This is a genomic window from Pseudomonas sp. GNP012 (genome assembly GCF_054343835.1).
Genome location: NZ_JBTGUU010000001.1, coordinates 2278977 through 2297742, shown reverse-complemented (window position 1 = coordinate 2297742; position 18766 = coordinate 2278977). Strand labels below are relative to the sequence as shown.

Here is an 18766-nt window from a genome sequence, read left to right as displayed (position 1 = left end):
TTGATTGTTGGTGCAGGGATTGGGCAAGTGTCGCTACGGAAATCTGACTGGAAAAAATGCAGAAAGGGAGTAATCAAGGGTTCTTGCTTTCAAAGGCGTTTGTGGCTACTGACGGGGCGCTGGCTTTCGCAGGACCGGATGCCAGTGGTAGTCACAGCTTTGCTGATTGCGATCGTGTCGACGCTAAGGTGGGGGGGCAGGATGTATCGCGACGGCGTATCGAGCTTTTTGAAGTACTGCACGGCAAAATCGACGAAGGTCTTGACCCGTAACGGCAGCTTTTTTCCACCCTCGGTCAGCAGGTGAAACCCGGTGTTGGGGCATTGATAGTCTTCTAGCAGCGGGACCAACCGTTTGGCTTGTATGTCGTCCGCCACCTCCCAGACTGACTTCCAGATGATCCCCAAGCCTTGAACGCCCCATTGGCGCAAGGTGAAACCGTCATTGGCCAGCCGATTGCCCTTGACCTGAATGCTGGTCGGCACGCCTTTGTCCATGAATTTCCATCGATCCAGTGTGAAATCTGCACTCAGGTGTACCAGGCAGTTGTGATGCTGCAGGTCTTCAGGGCTGAGCGGTGCGCCGTGCTGTTCTAGATACTGCGGAGAACAACAAACTATATGCCGGTCCACTCCAAGGGAGCGGGCGATAAGTGTGCTGTCCGGAAGGTCGCCGAACCTGATCGCAATGTCCGAGCCAGACTCGACAAAGTCCAGTACGCGGTCGGTGAGAAAAAGGCGAATGCGGATATGGGGATTTTCGCTGATGAAGCTATCGACCAGTTGGCTGATCCACTGCCGACCCAGATCGGTAGGGCACGTCAGGCCGATAGTGCCCAGCAAATCGCTGTGGCCGTTTTTGATGATGCTGTCGAGGGTGTCGACCTCCTCGAGAATTCTCTGGGCATTTTCAAACAGCAACTGCCCTTCGGCGGTAGGGCTCAAGCTTCGGGTGTTGCGCTTGAGCAAGCGCAATCCATAGAAGTCCTCCATCGCCTTGAGTCGACCACTCATGGCCGCTGGCGACAGGCCCATTTGCCGACCCGCCGTTGAAAGTGAACCTGTCTGAACGACAAGTCGAAACAGCCGCATGTCCTGCAATCGATCGACCATGGGGATTTCGCCTCGTGAAAGTTGCTTTTTATAGCTGTCAAAGTATCAGCCAATTATTCAGTAAAAACCATCTAATCAAAGAAGCGACAGACAAGGTGAATAAGTGCGCAAGCGCTTTGGAATAGGGGCTTGAGGGTGCCTGTGAAACGAATTCAAATATGTTTGTTGTTTGATTCATCTTTCAGCTTTAGTGAAGAGTCAATTTCCTAAAATCGAATAGAAAAGTCCGGTTGATTGTTAATAATGCTAGCCAGTGCCTGTGAGTCACAATAAAAAGAGGGTTTATGCTATGCGCGTTCAATATCAAGAGGCCGCCCCTTCGATAGACCTGGCCGGTCAGTTCAAATTGGCAATGGGCCGCTTTGCCTCTTCTATAACCCTGATCACCACACTTGATGACGATGGTCAGCCCCACGGTCTGGCTGCGACTGCCTTTTCCTCGGTGTCGATGGACCCTGCGTCGGCCCTGATCTGTGTCAATCGCAGCGCAAGTGCCTCACCGATCATCAAACGTTCCGGGCTGTTCTGCGTGAACATGCTGCAAAGTCAGCACGAACCGATCTGCAAAATATTCAGCCAGCCCGATCTGCGCGAACGACGTTTTGTCGAGGGTGATTGGCGCACGGGTGTTCACGGTATTCGTTACTTGGCCGACGCCCAGGCGGCGATCTTTTGCGAAGTGGTGCAGGAGATTGAACACGGCACGCACACGGTGATTATCGGCAACGTCATTTATGTCATCACGCAGCCACTGGACGAGCCACTTCTTTATATGGAAGGGCGTTACAGGGTGTTGGGTCGTTAGTTCGTAGTTGGCGCGTATTGCTCGATCTTATAACAATTACATAAGAAGTGGATGTGGGTATGAATAATCAGTTGTTGGCAAAAACAAGACTGCCCGGGTCGGTTCCAAAGTGGGTCGGTCTGGAAAACAGTGTGGCAGGTCCGATGGTCGGGCTTTTATTGTTATGTGCAGTATTAACCTTCTTTACCGATAGTTTTCTGACCTTGAGCAACCTGCTCAATGTGCTGGATCAAGTGACGGTGCTGGGCATCATGGCGCTGGGCATGACGCTGGTGATTCTCATCGGTGGCATCGATCTGTCGGTGGGTGCAGTGCTGGCGGTAGCGATCATGGTCATGAGCTGGCTCGAACAGGTTCTCGGCCTGCCGATGTGGGCGGCCATGCTCGGAGCGATAGCCGTTGGTGCAGCGTGTGGGTCGACCACGGCCTTGCTGGTGGTTAGGGCTGGCCTTCCATCATTCATTGCGACGCTGGCGATGATGTCCATAGCACGTGGCCTGGCCTATATGGTCACGGACGGCGCGCAAGTCAGCGGATTTCCGGAGTGGTTCAGCAACCTCTCGGTTATTCGCTATGGCGGCGTGCTGTCACTCACCGTCAGTTGTTTCGTGGTGCTGGCGCTGGTGTTCTGGTTCGTTCTCAAGTTCACGGTGCCCGGTCGCAGCCTGTATGCCATCGGCGGTAGCAGCAAGGTCGCCAAGCTCGCCGGTATCCGGGTCAAGGGTTACACCAGCGCGGTGTATATCATCTCCGGCATCTGTGCGGCCCTGGGCGGCATCATCATGACGTCCCGCCTGGACACCGCCGGTGCTGGCGCGGGTGTCGGCTACGAACTGGATGTGATCGCTGCCGTGGTGATCGGCGGTGGCAGCCTCAAGGGCGGTGCGGGGAGTGTGGTCGGCACGATCATCGGCGTATTGATCATCGGCGTTTTGCGCAACGGCCTGAACCTGGCCGGCATTTCTCCCTTCGTCCAGCAAGTGGTCATCGGCGCGGTGATCGCTTTCGCGGTGATGCTCGACTTGCTCAAGCGCAAGGCCGACTGATCCCGGGTCATTGACCAACACCCGTACCGTTCCACGCACAATAAAAAGGTAAAAAACATGAACCTGTCTGCTTTTTCGCTTCGTTTTCTGTGGGTGTCATTGCTGGGCTGCCTGATGTCGGCCGGTGCTTACGCACAAAGCAAACCTACGGACGAAATCACCGTGGGGATGTCGATCCCGAGCCTGCAATGGGTGTTCTACCTGATGGTTCGAGACGGTGTCATGGAGCAAGCCAAGACCCTCGGCATCAAGAATGTGCTGGTGGCCGATGCACAGGCCGATCCCGCGCGCCAGGTCAGTCAGATTCAGGACATGTTGAGCAAAGGCATCGATGTGCTGCTCTACACCGCCACCGGTAGCGCTGCTTCGGCCGTACCTGTGCGCCTGGCGCGACAGCAGGGTGTGCCGGTGATCTGCATTGACAACTTTCCGAAAAACGTCGAATGCGATGCCTACATCTCTACCGACAACCTGGCTGCAGCGGGCGAACTGGCCCGGCAAATGATCAAGTTGACGGGCGGCAAGGCTGAAATCGGCCTGCTGCAAGGGACTCTTGGCGACTCCACTGAAGTAGCTCGGGCCAAAGGGCTGGATGCGGTGCTGTCCGAGGCCCCGGAGATGAAGATCATCGACCGCAAACCGACTGACTGGCTGCAGGACAACGGCTTCAAGGTCGCTCAGGACATGCTGCAAAAAAACCCGAAGATCAACGTGTTCATCGGACGTTCCGATGCGCCGGCGCTCGGTGCGGCTCAGGCGGTAAAGGTGGCCAACATCGATCACAAGGTCTGGGTGTTCGGTTATGACGGTTTGCCATCTGCCCTGGAAGCGATTCGCGATGGAAAACTGGACATGACCATCACGCAACAAGCCGTGGAAATGGGTCGTACCGCGTTGCGTACCGCGGTCGATCTGCAGCAAGGCAAACCGGTGACCAAGACTCAGCTGTTGCCAGCCTTCGTCACCACCCGGGAAAACGCAGCAACCTTCCTTGAGCAGCATCCTTGAGACCGGTGAAGGGAGAACAAGTCATGAGTGCGATCAATACCACCCACGCGCCGTTGTTCCGTGCAAGCAACATCGGCAAGTCATTCAACTCGGTCAGGGTGCTGGAAGATATCAGCCTCGATATCGGCTATGGAGAAGTGGTGGCATTGCTGGGGGAAAACGGCGCGGGTAAATCGACCTTTTCCTCCATCGTCGCCGGCGCACTGACGCCGTCCAAAGGCACGATGTTCCTGGCCGGTGAACCCTATGCGCCGAGTGGACCGGGGGCTGCGATGGCGCTGGGGATCAACATGATCCATCAGGAAGTCCACCTGCTGCCTGACCTGAGCGTGGCGGAGAACGTTTTCCTCGGTCATCTGCCGACCCGCGACGGCATCATCGACCGTAAGAAGATGTTCCGTGAAACAGAGACGCAACTGCGGCGCCTGGGTCTGGATATCTCGCCGGATACACCGGTGCGGCAACTGAAAATCGCCGCCCAGCAGCTGGTGGAAATCGCCCGGGCCCTGACGCTCAACTCGCGTCTGTTGATTCTCGACGAGCCGACCGCTGCGCTGGGCAAGGACGAAACCGACCTGCTGTTCAATCAGATCGAGGAACTGAAGAAGGAGGGCGTTTCCTTCATCTACATCAGTCATCGCATGGATGAGATCGCGCGGATCGCCGACAAGGTCGTGGTCATGCGCGATGGTCACCTGATCGCTCGTCACGACAGCGGAGCGGCCGATGTCGGCGTCCTGGTGTCGCAGATGGTGGGGCGCCCGATCGACCGTTTGTTTCCGGAGTTGCCGACCCCAGGGGATGCGCCGGTATTGAGCGTCGAGCATCTGTCAGACAAGGCGGGGCGCTTTCACGATGTGTCATTTTCAGTGAAGGCCGGGGAGATTTTCGGCATTGCCGGTATCGTCGGCGCCGGTCGAACGGAGCTGGTTCAGGCGATCGCCGGGTTGAGTGCGTTGAGCCAGGGCAGGGTGATCCTGGGGGATCGGTCACTGCCAGCCAATAACGTGCTGGCGGCGATCCATGCCGGTGTCGTGCTGATCCCGGAGGACCGCAAATCCGAAGGCGTGGTGCTGAGCCAGACGATTGCCGAGAACCTGGCCTACTGCAATCTGGATAGTCTCAGCTCTTGCGGCGTCATGGCCAATCACCGGGTAGCGGCATTCGCTCGTGAACGCATTGCGACGCTGGGGATCAAGGGCGTGGCGGGGCAGATGCTCGACAAGTTGTCCGGCGGCAATCAGCAGAAAGTGGTGATCGCCAAATGGATCGCGCGCAATCCGAAAGTCATCATCCTCGATGAGCCGACCCGAGGCATCGACATGGGCGCACGCGCGGCGATTTACGAGCTGATCATCAATCTGGCTAAAACCGGGGTGTCAGTGATTGTCGTCAGTTCCGACCTGGAGGAAGTCATCGGTCTGTCCCATCGGGTCATGGTCATGGCGCGCGGCTGTTCCCAAGGCATTCTGCATCGGCCGCAGATTGCCCCCGACAGCATCATGACCCTAGCCACCGCTTGATGACGGACATTAATCGAGGAGGATCAAACATGTCGAACCCGTACCAGGCACTGCCGTATCGGCCCTTTGCCGAACTGCTGGATTTGTCCGGAAAAACCGCCGTTGTCACCGGCGGCAGCAACGGCATCGGCTTCGCCATCAGTCGGCGCCTAGCCGAAGCAGGGGCCAATGTACTGATTGGCAGTCTGGCGCCGGAGCGCAGCGGCGAACTGATCGAGGCCGGTTTCGCCGTGGACTTTCACGCTACCGATGTCAGTCGTCCGAGTGACATTCAAGGGTTGGCGGACACCGCGATCGAGCGTTTCGGCGGTCTGGATATCTGGGTCAATAACGCTGGCGTCTATCCGCTCCAGGCGATTGATGACATCGATGCGGGTTTCTGGGACGCAGTCCACGCGATCAATACGCGGGCGGTGTTTCTCGGCACTCAGGCCGCACAACGACAAATGCGCCGGCAGAAAAGCGCCGGCGCGATCGTCAATCTGTCGTCGATTTGCGGTCACCGACCCATGGCCAATCACTGCACCTATGACGCTTCCAAGGGCGCGGTACTGGCTATGACCCGAAGCCTGGCGAAGGACTTGAGTGCCTTCAACATTCGGGTCAACTCGATCTCTCCGGGCTTGACCGCGACGCCGGGAAACCTGGAGCCGGAACTGCTCGAACAGCACCGGCAGGACAACGTGCTGGGCAACATCGCCGTGGGTCGGGCGGCCGAGCCCTGGGAGATCGCCGATGCCGTGCTGTTCCTGGTTTCGCCGCTGTCGTCCTATGTGACAGGCATCGATTTGCTGGTGGACGGCGGCTGGTTGCTGCACGGAAGTTGAAGCACAAATAAAGCATTTGAGGGTGAGTTGTACGCGCTGAAGTCACGCGTCAATTGCCCCGGATATTTAACCCATTCCTTGAACGTTGCGACTTGCAGCGCTGGCACTGGCACGCCTGCGAAACGAGCGCTCGTCATGAAAACGGTGTGCAGCGAAAACAGTTTCGCAGTGCACCGGTCACTGAAAACAGCAGGAGAACGACATGAAACTCGCCATGTTCATGCAGCCACTTCATCACAAGGGCTGGGACTATCACGAGATGTACGATCAGGACATCGCTTGTGCCGTCCATGCCGACAGCGTCGGTTTTGATGAGCTTTGGGTCGGTGAACATACGTCACAGCGCACCGAGCCGATTACCAATGCGCTGCAATTTCTGTCCACCCTGATTCCGCTGACCCAACGCATGAAACTGTGCACCGGAGTGCTGAATCTTCCGCACCATTTCCCGGCGCGAATCGCCGCCGATGCCGCGATGTTCGACCACATGTCCAAGGGACGTTTCATCATGGGCATCGGCCCGGGTGGGCTGGCTTCCGACTTCGAGGTGTACGGCAGCAATGGCAAGGACCGTGGGCAGATGATGGTGGAGTGCTACGAGATGATCCGTGCGATCTGGAACTCGGACGCGCCCTATGATTTTTCCTCGCAGCACTACCAGGTCAGCCTCAAGGACTCGGTGCACCACGAACTGGAAATCGGCTACATGCCGACGCCATTCCAGAAGCCGTTTCCACGGGTGGCAACCACGGCCATGAGTCCGTTTTCCGGCACCGCAAAACTCGCGGGCGCCAAGGATTGGGACCTGATGTCCGCCAACTTCAACCCGACGGCAACGGTGGCTTCCCATTGGCTGGCTTACTGCCAGGGCGCGGAAAGTGCCGGGATCAAGGCCGATGCCAATAATTGGCGAGTGGCCCGTTCGGTGTTCGTTGCCGACTCTCAGGCCCAGGCCGAAGACTATCTGGCGCAAGAGAGCTGCACGCTGCGGCGCTACTTTGACTACATGATCGATAACCTGGCCACCAACCATTACACCAAGATCTTCAAGACCCGCCCCGACATGACCGACGAGGAAGTGACGGTCGACCACTGCATCAAGGAAATGGTGATTTACGGCGACGTCAATTCCGTCACCGAGCAACTGGTCGCGTTCAGTGAGCAGACCGGGCCGTTCGGCACGTTGATGACCACCTTCCACGAGTGGGACGACGAAGCGCTGTGGCGGCGCTCGATGCAGCTGACCGCGCAGCAGGTCATGCCGCGCCTCAACGACTACATGACGCCACGCTTGAAAGCGCAGTAATCGCCCGATTGCGCTGGGCTTATGTGCGGCCGCGTCGCGGATGCGGCCGAAACTCTGGTATTGCGCCTGGACACGACATATGACTGATTTGACGAATTTCCGCGGAAGCGCGGATCACGCTTTTGAACTGAGCGAGAACGAATTGTCTCGACTGCGGGAGAAGGCCCAGTTCATTCGCCTGGAAACCATCCGGCTGATCGAGATCGCCAAGGTCGGCCACTACACCTCAGTGTTCTCCGCCGCCGAGTTGTTCGCCGCGTTGTATTACGACGTGATGGACCTGCGGTTCGCCGAGCCAAAATGGCCCGACCGTGACCGTTTCATGATGGGTAAGGGGCATGCGGCCGTCGGGTTGTTTCCAGTGTTGGTGGAGTGGGGCTTCTTCGCCAAAGAAATCCTCGACAACTACACGCGTCTCGGTAATCCCCTGGGCGACCACCCAGATATGCGCAAAGTCCCCGGTGTGGATTTCTCCTCCGGTTCCATCGGTCATGCCCTGTCCGGCGGCTTGGGCATGGCCCTGGCCGGGCGGATGCTGGGCAAGTCGTTCACCACTTACGTGATGCTCGGTGACGGGGAAATGCAGGAAGGGCAAGTGTGGGAGGCGGCACTGTCGGCGGCCCACCATAAGACTGCAAACCTGGTGGCGATCATCGACCGCAATGGCTATCAGCTCGACGGTAATGTCGATGACGTCATCGGTATCGAGCCGTTGGCGGACAAGTGGATTGCTTTCGGTTGGGAGACTCACGTGGTGGATGGCCATGATCTCGCTGCAGTCACCAGTCTGTTGCGACGCCTCAAAGCCGACACGACGCGCACGCAGCCGGTGTGCGTCATCGCCAATACGGTCAAAGGCAAAGGGGTTTCTTACATGGAAACCGAGCCGGGTTGGCACCTGGGGTATCTCGATCCCGAAGATGCGCAGCGTGCTATCGACGAAATCAAAAGCAAGGTGATCTAACTCATGAATACCGCACCTCTGTCGAACAACTCCTGGCAGTACCGGGAACTGAACAGCCAGACACCGAGCTTGAATGCCTTGTCGGATGCCCTGATCGAACTGGTCGAACGGGGCGAGCCGATCGTTGCCGGTACCGCCGACCTTCAGTACTCCAACGGCCTTTCTAAATTCGCCGAACTGCATCCAGAGAAATTCGTGCAGTTCGGTATTTCCGAACAGAACATGGTGTCTGCCGCGGCCGGGATGGCCGCAGTAGGCATGAAGCCATTCGTAGCGACCTTTGCGTCCTTCCTGCCATTGCTGTGCTGCGAGCAGATCCGTATGGACGTTGCATATTCAGCCTTGCCGGTGCGCCTGATCGGTCACCATGCCGGGATTTCCCTGGGCTTCTACGGCACCTCGCACCACGCCACCGAGGACCTGGCGATCATGCGTTCGATTGCCGATATCACGGTGGTTGCTCCAGCCGATGGCAATCAGCTCAAGGCGGCAATCCTGGCTTCGGCCAACTACCCGCAACCGATCTACTTCCGCATCCAGCGCGGGCGTGATCCGGTGGTGTATGAAACCGTTCCGGATTTTGTCTTTGGCAAGGCAACCGTGCACCTGACGGGCGATGAACTGACCATCATCGCGACAGGCTCCACGGTTCACCCCGCCCTTGAAGCGGCGCGAGCCTTGAATGCTGCCGGGCGTTCGGTAGGTGTGATCGATATGACCACCATCAAGCCATTGGACCGTGAAGCGGTACTGACGGCTGCGCGCAACAGCCGGTCCATTCTTACCGTTGAAGAACACAACATCATTGGCGGTCTGGGTGGCGCTGTGTGTGAAGTCATCGCGCAAGAAGGCATTGGCGTCAAAGTGCGACGCCATGGGATTTACGACGAGTACAGCCTCATTGCGCCGCCGACTCACCTTTATCGGCATTACCGGCTGGATGCGGCGGGCATCGAAAGCGTGGCGCTGGAGGTGTTGGCTTAAGCCTTGATATCGGGTGGGAGCGAGCCTGCTCGCGAGGGTGTACCAGTCGCCGATGATTCGACGGATACATCGCTTTCGCGAGCAGGTTCGCTCCCACATGACTGACCGGCAGTAACGCCATAACGAATTTCCCCTTTAGGCTTAATGGGCCTGGCGTGCAACGAGGGTCTTCATTGACGATCACCCTGGTTGCACGTTTTTTTTATGGGTGTGATTTGCCTGGAAACAGCATTCGCCAGCCCATAAAAAAGCTCACCGAAGTGAGCTTTCAGAATCTCGACAGTCAGCGGTTATTACCATTGAACTCCGCTGTTTTCGATCCACTGCAAAATCGATTCGCGCTTTGGCTTCCAGCCAAGCAAAGTGCGCGCATTGACTGCCCGCACGCGGCTGTTGGAGCCGATGGCAAAACGCGCCCAATCTCCAAGTTTGGCGATGGCATCATCAGCCGGCCAGCTTTGAATCTCGCCGCCAAAGCCAAGTGATTTGCTGATCGACGTAGCGATTTCGAGGAACGATGCTTCGCCGTTTTCGGCGAAGAACAACGAGGCCGATGGAGCCTTTTCGATTGCAAGGCGATAAAGCTCTGCCAGATCTTCAATGTGCACATTGGACCAGCGATGTACTCCGGCACCCATGTAGGCCCCGGCGCCATATTTGCGCGATTGCGCGAACAGCTTGGGCAGTTGATCGCTTTTTGCCGGCAATCCCAATGATTCACCGTAAATCATGGTCGGGCAAAACACGATGCTGCGGATACCTTGTTCGACACCTGCGCGCCGCACGGTCTGGTTGATGTGAACCCGATCCTTGCGGATGTCCATGGGGGTGAATGGCGTCTCGTCGGTGAAGATCTCGGCACGCTCATAAGCCCCGCGAGCATCGTCTCCTACAACACTTGAACCAGAGGTGTGCAGCAGCACTTTTCCGCTACCGCTCAGGGCGCTGATAAAGGTTTGAACCGAGGCCAGATGATCCGAATTGGCCGCATTCACGACCGCGTCTGCAGCACGCGCCTGTTCGCTGAGAATGAACGCGTCATCCAGGGTGCCGAGCACAGGGGTGATGCCCAGCGCCAGCAGCGCACTGCGCTGTTCCGGATTACGCAGCAGGCCACTGACTTCATGACCCGCATCTACCAGGTATTTGGCAATCGAACCGCCGATGTAACCGGTCACACCGGTAACGAAAATTTTCAATGTTCTGTCTCCTTCGCATCTTGAGTTTGCCCGGCCTCTACTTGAAACAAAGGCGCGGTCATTCCTGGTTAAGGAATCTCTTCACGATACGATGGGGTCCGTTTGTGAGCTAGACTGCTCTAACTACAAGTATCTGTGAATACAGTTCATGCTAAATCTCAAAGACATCAACCGCTCTGGCGAAATGGAAGTGTTCACCCGAGTCGTCAACGCAGGCACCTTTTCCGAGGCTGCCCGGCTTCTGCACATGTCGCCCTCGGCGGTGAGCAAGTTGATCGCCCGATTGGAAACGCGGCTGGGTGCGCGTTTACTTCATCGCTCCACCCGGCGCCTCGAGCTCACGGCCGAAGGCGAGCGATTCAACAATGAGTGCCTGCGGATACTTGAGCTGATTGACTCCGCCGAGCGCGATATTGCCAATGTGGCCAAACCTAGCGGGTTGATTCAGGTCAATGCCAACCTTCCTTTTGGCCTGCATTGCTTGTTACCGCAATTGCCTGATTTTCTGGCGGCTTACCCGGACATCACCCTGAACGTAGAGTTGACCGATACCGTTGTGGATCTACTGGAACGACGCGCGGATGTCGCGATACGTACCGGACCGATGAAGGAGTCGAGCCTGGTTCAGCGTCGACTGGGTGAAAGCCGAATGATCACGGTGGCGTCACCGGCGTACATCGCACGATACGGTCAGCCGAAAACCCTGGAAGACCTGCAGCGACATAATCGGCTGAGCTTTGGTTTTCATCGTCATTCTCAGGCCTGGGTTTATCGCGACGCCGAAGGCCAGCGCATCGAGATTGAACCCAAAGGCAATGCCTTGCTCAGTGATGGCGAGAGCATGCGCCAGTCTGCGCTGGCGGGATTGGGTATCGCTCGACTCGCGAGCTTCCATATTAATGCCGATATCGAGTCGGGGCGTTTGATACCGCTGCTGGAGCCATTCAACAGCGGTGAAACCGAGGCGATTCATGCGGTGTTTATCGGCCCGGGACAGCAACTACCCCATCGCGTCAGGGTTTTTATTGATTTTCTGTTGGAAAGGATTGGCCCGCATCTCAGACCTTAATAACGGCAGGTCAAGCAGCCATTTTCAGAGTTTTGTTAAAGCAGTCTTCTGCAACCCTTGAAAGACTTCAGCCCGAGCCTGGGGCAAGATTTTGCGCATAACAACAAACAAGGCAGCTTTCATGGATTATCAACTGACTGGCAAAACCGCACTCATCACAGGCGGGGCGACAGGCATTGGCAAGGCCATCGCCCAACGCTTTATCCTCGAAGGTGCAAAGGTTGTCATTAGCGGGCTATTGGCGGGCGAAGTGAATGCTGCGGTGGAAGAACTGGGCGACTCCAGCAGGGGCCTGGTTGCCGATTTGACGCAGGACGGGGCGGCGGAGCGCCTGGTCAACATGGCCCTGGAGTCCGGCCCGATCGACTTCCTGATCAATAATGTCGGGATATTCGAGGTCAGGGATTTTTTCGAAACAGACGATGCCCAGTGGTTTCATTACTTCAACGTCAATGTCATGAGCGGTGTGCGCATGACGCGCCTTGTCATGAAGGACATGCTCAATCGCGGGCATGGGTCGATTGTCTTTATCAGCAGTGAGTCCGCCGTCAAGCCGCAGCCGTGGATGGTTCACTATGGCGCGATGAAAACCTGTCTGCTGGGTATCTCCAGGGCTTTGGCGGAATTGACCAAGGGCACTGCGGTGCGCGTCAACTCGATACTCCCCGGGCCTACCTACACCGAGGCGGTCAAGCGCTATCACCGGGAAATCGCAGAAGAGAAGGGCATCTCGGCGCAACAGGTGGTACACGACTATTTTGACGAAACTGAACCGACATCCCTGATCAGACGCATGATCGAGCCCGAAGAGGTGGCCTGCAGCGTCCTGCACCTGGCAGCATCGCCGGCGCTCAACGGTATGGCCATGCGCATTGAAGGTGGAACCATACGCTCGATACTTTGAAGGGGTACCCGTTCTCACGCCCTTGCGAGAGGACAGCACGTCACAGTGCTGTCCTCTTCTTGCCTATCCCGCAGACAGGGCAGTCCGGGCCACCTCAGCGAAATAATGCGCACCGGTGGTCAGTACATTGTCGTTGAAATCGTATTTGGCGTTGTGGAGCGGAATACCCCCTTCATCCGCCTTTTCGCCATTGCCGATGAACACAAAATTACCGGGCACGACTTGAAGGAAGGCACCAAAATCCTCCGAGATCATCATCGGCTGGATTTCTGCATTCACCTTGTCTGCGCCAACGATTTTTGTCGCGGCAGCAACAGCGATGGGGGTGCACTGCGCCCAGTTCACCGTCGGTGCGAACTCGTGGGAGTATTCGAACTCGCAGGAAGCGCCATGAAGCCTGCAAATACCTTCTGCAACTTCTCGCATGCGCGTTTCCAGCATGGCCTGGACGTCGGGCGCATAGCTGCGAGTGTCCCCCTTGATCACAACATGGGTTGGAATCGCATTGCGGATTCCATCAGTGATGAACTCTGTGCACGAAATCACCGCCGGAACGCTTGGATCGAGGTTTCGGGAAATGATGGTCTGCAATGCCAACACCACTTCAGCCGCGATGACGATTGGGTCAACCCCCATGTGAGGTCGTGCCGCATGGGTCCCCTGGCCTTTGATTCGAATAACGAAGTTATCTTCACTGGCCATGATCCCCCCTGAGCGAGTCGCGATCGATCCAGCGGGGAGCCCGGGCATGTTATGAGCACCGTAGATCGCATCAACAGGAAAGCGCTCAAACAGACCATCGGCGATCATCGCTTTTGCACCACAGCCGTGTTCTTCGGCGGGCTGGAAAATAAAACGCACGGTGCCATTGAAATCGCGACTTTCGGTCAATAGCCGCGCGGCTCCGAGGATCATCGTCATGTGGCCGTCGTGACCGCAGGCATGCATCTTCCCGGCGGATACGGAGGCGTGATCGCGTCCAGGCGCATCTTCAAGGATATGCAGCGCATCCATATCGGCACGCAAGCCTACGACCGCCGGACTATCACCGATCTTCAGACTCGCGACCAACCCCGTGCCACCAATGCCTCGGTGAACTTCGAGGCCCATAGAGGTGAGCGCATCGGCAACGTAGTTTGAGGTCTGCAGCTCTTCGAAGCCGACCTCGGGGTGTTGGTGCAAGTGATGACGCCAGCTCACAAGCTGTGCGTGGAATTCGTCTTGGTTGATCACTGGAGGTGCTCCTTTTCTCTTCGAATCACAGATGTTTTCGTTTCTGCCATTGACGCTGGCGGTCGATCACTGCTTCGTCGGATTCACCCACCAAGCTTTCGTACACTGTCGGTGCAGTAGCGCCTTCGGTACTGATGATCAGGATGCGAGAGTCACTGTTGAGGCCGATTTTTTTGGCGGCTTCTGAATCGCGCACCAGTATTTGAACAGCCGCCAGACCGGCCACCCCCGACTCACCGGCAACGATGGGAATATCGTTTGCGCTCCCTTGAGCGAGCTTGCGCATCGCGGTTACAGCTTCGTGGTCAGCGATGGTCAAAAAGAAATCGATGCTCGGCTCCAGGAATCGCCAGGCGAGGGGAGAGGTTTCACCACAGGCCAAACCCGCCATGACGGAATCTACCGAGCCTGTCGCTTTGGCAGGACGACCCTGAATCGCGCTTTGATAAAGGCAATCAGCTTGCCGGGGTTCGACCATCACGAATGCAGGTCGTTGGTCTTGATAAATTTCCCAGAGATAGCTGCTGATCCCGGCGGCCATTCCGCCAACGCCCCCCTGCAGGAAGACATGGGTAAAGGGGCAGGGCGCTGTGGTATCCCCCGTGGTTTGCTCTATCAGTTCGGCGGCGATGGTGCCGTAACCCTGCATCACATCACGAGGGACAATCTCGTAACCCTCGTATGACGTATCGGAGACGACGGGCCATCCATTCTGTTCAGCAACCTTGGCCGTATGCTCGACAGACTCATCGTAGTTGCCTTCAATGCGGATAATGCGAGCACCGTACGCCGCAATGGCAGTCTCGCGCTCGGCACTCACATTGGCGTGCAAGACGATGACGCATTTGCAGCCGACGCTTTGAGCGGCCGCAGCCAGGGCCCGGCCATGATTTCCGTCGGTGGCACTGATAACGGTGAAGTCACGAAGGCGTTCCCGATACCTGCCGGTAATAAGCCCTTTGGGGTCGAAGGACTCCTGGGGCATGAGACGCAGAATCAGCCTGATCAGCGCGATGGGGGCACCGAGTGCCTTGAAGCTGGCCAAGGGTGAGCGTGTCGACTCATCTTTGACCCAAAACCGGGCGACACCAAGCTCTGCGGCAATGCCGGGAAGCTCCCACAGTGGCGTTGCGTCCTGGCTCAGATGCTCCCAGCTCGATAGCCAGTCTCGTGATTCATGTGCTGAGCCGACGCTCATGACTTCCTTGAGGTCGGCAGGATAAGGGCAACGAGAGGCGCGAGGATTTACGAATAACATACCGGTTCCTTGTAAATCATTGAGAAGTGGCGTGTGGATAGGCGCGGATGGCGTTGCTTTGGGTGCAATGTCAGCGAGTGGCATGGTCAGTCATGCACTAGTCGTTCTGTAGCGCCCTAAAAACTGACGTACACGTTCACTGTCTGAATTCGTGAAGAATTTTTCCGGTGTAGCCCGTTCAATGATCTGTCCTTTTTCAATGAAGACCACTTCATTTGATACGGCGCGAGCGAACTCCATTTCATGAGTGACGATGACCATGGTGAAACCGTCCTCGGCCAGCGAGCGCATCACCGCAAGGACTTCACCGACAAGCTCCGGATCGAGAGCAGAGGTCGGCTCATCGAACAAAATGACTTCAGGGTTCATCGCCAGGGCTCTGGCAATAGCCACGCGTTGTCGTTGTCCACCCGACAAAGACCAGGGGTAGGCATCGTGCTTATGGGACAGTCCTACCTTTTCCAGCAGCGCTACGGCGTGATCGTTGGCATCCTTTCGGCTAACGCCAATGACATGAACAGGGGCCTCGGTAACATTCTGGAGCACCGTGAGATGCGGCCAAAGATTGAAGCTTTGGAACACCATGGCGGTTCGAGCGCGCATGGCTGAAAGTTCGCGGTTTGACATGGGTTTAACCCCATCGCTCTTGACACCCATGCGATCCCCTCCGATGTAAATCTCACCGCCGTCAGGAACCTCCAGCCAGTTGATGCAGCGCAGCATCGTGGATTTACCTGAGCCAGATGAGCCTAAAACGCTGACGGTTTGTCCTCGTTCAACATTGAGATTGATCCCGCGAAGAACCTCGATACCGGCGAAGTGTTTATGGAGGTCACGTATTTCAACGACTGGAGCTGACTTATTCATTTACCAATCCTCTTTTCTGCGCTCGCCGGCCCAGGCGACGTAATAACGCCTCTACACACAATGTGATGGACCAGTACAGAACAATCACAAATATGAAGGGTGGTAGCGGAACGAAATATTTAGCTTGAACTGCAGATGCCGCGGCCGTTAGATCCATCAGGGTGATGATCGATAAAAAGGCGGTGTCCTTTAGCAGGCAGACTAATTGGTTGCCAAACAGAGGACCTGAACGCATCACCATTTGCGGCAGTAAAATTCTCCAATACATCTTGGAGTTGATGAAACCATGAGCGCATGCAGCTTCTGCCTGGCCAGAGGGTAACGAAGTTCTCGCCGCACGGAGGATCTCGGCGAAATAAGCGCCGTGATAAGTAATCAATGCAATGAACCCGGCCGACCAAACATCCATGCTGATGCCCACGTTAGGAAGGCCGTAATAAAGCAGGTATAAAAAAATCAGGAACGGCAACATACGCATGAGATCCAATCCCCCGCGTACAAACCGTCTGGGAATATTGTCCCGTCCTTCTAACAGGAAGGCGATGAAGCAGGCCAACAGAAATGAAAACACGGCCGATACGCAAAAGAGTATGAGTGTGTTCTGGAGGCCAACCGAGAACACATCCAGGTTGTCCCACAGCATTTTAATTCCGTTCATGGGGTCCCCTACATGGCCAGGCGCTTGGCGCGCGAATCTGCGATCCGCTGGAAGCGAACAAGGCCACCAATGATCAAAATGTAAAGAAGGCCTGCCGCGAGGATGGGCGGAAGCGGATCGTAGGTCACAGCAGCAATCCGGTTGGTGACACGGGTTAAATCCACAATGCCAATCATCGCAATCGCCGGACTGCTTTTGACCAATAGAGACATTTCATTTACAAGCCCGGGAAGACTTGTCGTCAGCATCTGTGGAAGCATGATGCGTCGCAGGGTCAATCCCGTGGTCATGCCTGCTGCTTTTGCTGCCTCCAGTTGTTCACGCGAGAAGCTCGTCAGGGCGCTACGCCAGATCTCGGCGTTAAATGCGGTGGTATTGATAGTCATCGCCGCAATGGCGACAACTCTCGCATCGACTTCCCAACCAACAGAAGGTGCTATTACGAACAGAAATAAAACCAGGGTGACCATCGGTGTAGCCCTGATCAAGCTGACATACACAGCGAGAGCCTGACTAACGACAGGGATTTTTGCTGCTCGCAACATCGCAACAACCAGCCCCAGGATAATGCCAAACACTATAGATACGCCGGAAACCCAAATGGTCGTCCAGCCAGCATAAAGTAGAGTGATCCAGTCACTGCTATCCATTGAGTACGTCCTTCGAGCAAGTCTTTTGGCTCTTTGGTATCTACCGAGTCAAAAAGAATAAGTTGCCGACCTGACCATCGTTGACAATTCTTTTTGCCAACGATGGAGGCGCTCGGATTATTTCGCCGTCAACTGTGTAAATTGTTCACCGGAAGTAATGGGGTCGTGGGGAAGTTTGTCGAAAGATTGTCCGAGCCACTTCTTCTGTAGCTCAGCGAGTTTGCCGGTTTCGCGCAAATGGTTAACAAAACCACTCAGGTAATCGAGTAGTTCCTTGTTCCCCTTGGCCACCGGCCAAGCGATATAACCCATGCTTGAAGTGGCCTCGCCAACGGCAAACACTTTTGGTCGCTCTTTCACCAGCATGTTGGCAGGCACGATCGAGTTGACGACGTAGTCCAGCCGATGATTAGCCAGGTCGGCATACGCCTCCGGGTAAGATTGATACTGCACAATCTTGCCTATCGCTCCGCCGGAGGCTTTCAGTTTTGCATCCAGTTGCGTCAATCGTGCCAGTTGGGCACCACCGGCCTGTACACCCACGGTCATCCCCGAAAGGCTTGAAATATTCTTGATGCGGTCGTCATCTGCCCGCTTGATGTAATACGAGACCTCGGGGGCGACCGGTGCAACGAAATCAAAGGCTCCCAACCGCTCCTCGGTAACGCCAGCACCCGTGATTGCAGCGTCGTATTTACCGGATGTGACACCGGCCAGCAGGCCGGTCCAAGGCATAATGTCCTGGTTTATCTTGAATTGTGCGTACTTGCGCAGCTCCGCGATAACGTCCTTGTGGAAGCCGTCCGACTCACCATCCTTGATAAACTCAAAGGGGTAGTAGCTGTCTTCAGTTGCAACATTGAGTGTGCCGCGACTTTTGATCTCTGCCAGGCTGGCCGCATTTGCCATGCTGGTAATACCAAGGGTCGCGCTGAGGATAATACTTGCCGCGCCAATTGCGAAAAGACTAACCGCTTTGAACATGACACTTCGGTCTGTGCTTTTTTCTTGAACGATATGCATCGTGAAACTCCCATCGGATAGGTGGCGGGGCAGTACCAAACTAAAAGCTGCGATTGCTGTTGGGATAGCTTTGATCATGCTTTCTCCGCTCTTATTGTTTTTTGCAGTTGAAGGCGCAGCCCTTGCCTGACAAGCAGGTGGGATAGAAGGATGCTAATGCGCCGGACGCGCACGATTGCTCGAAAATCGAGTCGTCAAATGCATCATCGTTGCGTTTTCAGTATTTTGTTGCGCGGGTTGGGGGAGAGGGTGCGAGAGCGGAGGGGCTTTACGCAACGAATGAGCGTTCAGTGCGCTTTTCTGCTGTAATGGGTTCGCCCAAGCCAAGGA

General features: G+C 56.2%; 18 protein-coding genes. 10 read left to right on the top strand and 8 right to left on the bottom strand.

Annotation, left to right across the window (positions count from 1 at the left end):
* Positions 1–89 precede the first annotated feature (89 nt).
* Positions 90–1091 carry a LysR family transcriptional regulator gene (locus ACXX83_RS10260; RefSeq protein WP_458550179.1) on the bottom strand — a complete coding sequence of 334 codons (1002 nt, stop codon included), beginning with the start codon at positions 1089–1091 and terminating at the stop codon, positions 90–92.
* Between the two features lie 310 nt (positions 1092–1401).
* On the opposite strand from ACXX83_RS10260, the gene ACXX83_RS10255 reads away from it, so the two are divergent.
* The 8 genes from ACXX83_RS10255 to ACXX83_RS10220 all read left to right on the top strand — a co-directional run bounded on the left by ACXX83_RS10255 (position 1402) and on the right by ACXX83_RS10220 (position 9575).
* Positions 1402–1917: a flavin reductase family protein gene (locus tag ACXX83_RS10255; protein ID WP_217835175.1), complete on the top strand. Its 516-nt coding sequence runs from the start codon at positions 1402–1404 to the stop codon at positions 1915–1917.
* Between the two features lie 59 nt (positions 1918–1976).
* Positions 1977–2963 carry an ABC transporter permease gene (locus ACXX83_RS10250; RefSeq protein ID WP_007979549.1) on the top strand — a complete coding sequence of 329 codons (987 nt, stop codon included), beginning with the start codon at positions 1977–1979 and terminating at the stop codon, positions 2961–2963.
* Between the two features lie 57 nt (positions 2964–3020).
* Positions 3021–3971 carry a sugar ABC transporter substrate-binding protein gene (locus tag ACXX83_RS10245; RefSeq protein WP_217835174.1) on the top strand — a complete coding sequence of 317 codons (951 nt, stop codon included), beginning with the start codon at positions 3021–3023 and terminating at the stop codon, positions 3969–3971.
* Positions 3972–3994: 23 nt separating this feature from the next.
* Positions 3995–5494 (top strand): sugar ABC transporter ATP-binding protein, encoded by a 1500-nt coding sequence (locus tag ACXX83_RS10240; protein ID WP_217835173.1) that lies wholly within the window; start codon positions 3995–3997, stop codon positions 5492–5494.
* Between the two features lie 29 nt (positions 5495–5523).
* A complete protein-coding gene (locus ACXX83_RS10235) occupies positions 5524–6321 on the top strand; it encodes an SDR family NAD(P)-dependent oxidoreductase (RefSeq protein ID WP_458548353.1) in 798 nt (265 codons plus the stop codon).
* 202 nt (positions 6322–6523) lie between these two features.
* Complete coding sequence (locus ACXX83_RS10230; protein ID WP_217835171.1) at positions 6524–7627, top strand: LLM class flavin-dependent oxidoreductase; 1104 nt, start codon at positions 6524–6526, stop codon at positions 7625–7627.
* Positions 7628–7706: 79 nt separating this feature from the next.
* A complete protein-coding gene (locus tag ACXX83_RS10225; protein ID WP_458548351.1) occupies positions 7707–8591 on the top strand; it encodes a transketolase in 885 nt (294 codons plus the stop codon).
* A 3-nt stretch (positions 8592–8594) separates the two neighbouring features.
* Positions 8595–9575: a transketolase family protein gene (locus tag ACXX83_RS10220; RefSeq protein WP_217835169.1), complete on the top strand. Its 981-nt coding sequence runs from the start codon at positions 8595–8597 to the stop codon at positions 9573–9575.
* A gap of 293 nt (positions 9576–9868) precedes the next feature.
* Here the strand turns inward: ACXX83_RS10220 and ACXX83_RS10215 are convergent, their stop codons facing one another.
* Positions 9869–10774 (bottom strand): NAD-dependent epimerase/dehydratase family protein, encoded by a 906-nt coding sequence (locus ACXX83_RS10215; protein WP_217835168.1) that lies wholly within the window; start codon positions 10772–10774, stop codon positions 9869–9871.
* 148 nt (positions 10775–10922) lie between these two features.
* Between ACXX83_RS10215 and ACXX83_RS10210 the strand changes: the two genes are divergently transcribed.
* A complete protein-coding gene (locus tag ACXX83_RS10210; protein WP_458548349.1) occupies positions 10923–11843 on the top strand; it encodes a LysR family transcriptional regulator in 921 nt (306 codons plus the stop codon).
* A 121-nt stretch (positions 11844–11964) separates the two neighbouring features.
* Complete coding sequence (locus ACXX83_RS10205) at positions 11965–12747, top strand: SDR family NAD(P)-dependent oxidoreductase (RefSeq protein WP_458548348.1); 783 nt, start codon at positions 11965–11967, stop codon at positions 12745–12747.
* A gap of 63 nt (positions 12748–12810) precedes the next feature.
* Here the strand turns inward: ACXX83_RS10205 and ACXX83_RS10200 are convergent, their stop codons facing one another.
* The 6 genes from ACXX83_RS10200 to ACXX83_RS10175 form a co-directional block, all read right to left on the bottom strand.
* Entirely contained in the window at positions 12811–13980 is a 1170-nt protein-coding gene (locus ACXX83_RS10200; protein ID WP_458548347.1) for a M20 aminoacylase family protein, read from the bottom strand.
* 25 nt (positions 13981–14005) lie between these two features.
* A complete protein-coding gene (locus tag ACXX83_RS10195; protein ID WP_458550178.1) occupies positions 14006–15238 on the bottom strand; it encodes a diaminopropionate ammonia-lyase in 1233 nt (410 codons plus the stop codon).
* Between the two features lie 90 nt (positions 15239–15328).
* Complete coding sequence (locus ACXX83_RS10190; RefSeq protein WP_458548346.1) at positions 15329–16105, bottom strand: amino acid ABC transporter ATP-binding protein; 777 nt, start codon at positions 16103–16105, stop codon at positions 15329–15331.
* Positions 16098–16763: an amino acid ABC transporter permease gene (locus ACXX83_RS10185; RefSeq protein WP_007979520.1), complete on the bottom strand. Its 666-nt coding sequence runs from the start codon at positions 16761–16763 to the stop codon at positions 16098–16100. Before ACXX83_RS10185 ends, ACXX83_RS10190 begins: the two co-directional genes overlap by 8 nt.
* An 8-nt stretch (positions 16764–16771) precedes the next feature.
* Complete coding sequence (locus ACXX83_RS10180) at positions 16772–17413, bottom strand: amino acid ABC transporter permease (RefSeq protein ID WP_007979518.1); 642 nt, start codon at positions 17411–17413, stop codon at positions 16772–16774.
* A 117-nt stretch (positions 17414–17530) separates the two neighbouring features.
* Positions 17531–18514 carry a transporter substrate-binding domain-containing protein gene (locus ACXX83_RS10175; RefSeq protein WP_225923684.1) on the bottom strand — a complete coding sequence of 328 codons (984 nt, stop codon included), beginning with the start codon at positions 18512–18514 and terminating at the stop codon, positions 17531–17533.
* Positions 18515–18766 lie beyond the last annotated feature (252 nt).

What these genes read in the sequence shown, in the direction of transcription:
- ACXX83_RS10260 (WP_458550179.1), bottom strand. Translation starts at nt 1,091, where the DNA reads ATGCGGCTGTTTCGACTTGTCGTTCAGACAGGTTCACTTTCAACGGCG.
- ACXX83_RS10240 (WP_217835173.1), top strand. Translation starts at nt 3,995, where the DNA reads ATGAGTGCGATCAATACCACCCACGCGCCGTTGTTCCGTGCAAGCAAC.
- ACXX83_RS10175 (WP_225923684.1), bottom strand. Translation starts at nt 18,514, where the DNA reads ATGATCAAAGCTATCCCAACAGCAATCGCAGCTTTTAGTTTGGTACTG.
- ACXX83_RS10195 (WP_458550178.1), bottom strand. Translation starts at nt 15,238, where the DNA reads ATGTTATTCGTAAATCCTCGCGCCTCTCGTTGCCCTTATCCTGCCGAC.
- ACXX83_RS10230 (WP_217835171.1), top strand. Translation starts at nt 6,524, where the DNA reads ATGAAACTCGCCATGTTCATGCAGCCACTTCATCACAAGGGCTGGGAC.
- ACXX83_RS10255 (WP_217835175.1), top strand. Translation starts at nt 1,402, where the DNA reads ATGCGCGTTCAATATCAAGAGGCCGCCCCTTCGATAGACCTGGCCGGT.
- ACXX83_RS10210 (WP_458548349.1), top strand. Translation starts at nt 10,923, where the DNA reads ATGCTAAATCTCAAAGACATCAACCGCTCTGGCGAAATGGAAGTGTTC.
- ACXX83_RS10245 (WP_217835174.1), top strand. Translation starts at nt 3,021, where the DNA reads ATGAACCTGTCTGCTTTTTCGCTTCGTTTTCTGTGGGTGTCATTGCTG.
- ACXX83_RS10185 (WP_007979520.1), bottom strand. Translation starts at nt 16,763, where the DNA reads ATGAACGGAATTAAAATGCTGTGGGACAACCTGGATGTGTTCTCGGTT.
- ACXX83_RS10250 (WP_007979549.1), top strand. Translation starts at nt 1,977, where the DNA reads ATGAATAATCAGTTGTTGGCAAAAACAAGACTGCCCGGGTCGGTTCCA.
- ACXX83_RS10180 (WP_007979518.1), bottom strand. Translation starts at nt 17,413, where the DNA reads ATGGATAGCAGTGACTGGATCACTCTACTTTATGCTGGCTGGACGACC.
- ACXX83_RS10190 (WP_458548346.1), bottom strand. Translation starts at nt 16,105, where the DNA reads ATGAATAAGTCAGCTCCAGTCGTTGAAATACGTGACCTCCATAAACAC.
- ACXX83_RS10235 (WP_458548353.1), top strand. Translation starts at nt 5,524, where the DNA reads ATGTCGAACCCGTACCAGGCACTGCCGTATCGGCCCTTTGCCGAACTG.
- ACXX83_RS10225 (WP_458548351.1), top strand. Translation starts at nt 7,707, where the DNA reads ATGACTGATTTGACGAATTTCCGCGGAAGCGCGGATCACGCTTTTGAA.
- ACXX83_RS10205 (WP_458548348.1), top strand. Translation starts at nt 11,965, where the DNA reads ATGGATTATCAACTGACTGGCAAAACCGCACTCATCACAGGCGGGGCG.
- ACXX83_RS10220 (WP_217835169.1), top strand. Translation starts at nt 8,595, where the DNA reads ATGAATACCGCACCTCTGTCGAACAACTCCTGGCAGTACCGGGAACTG.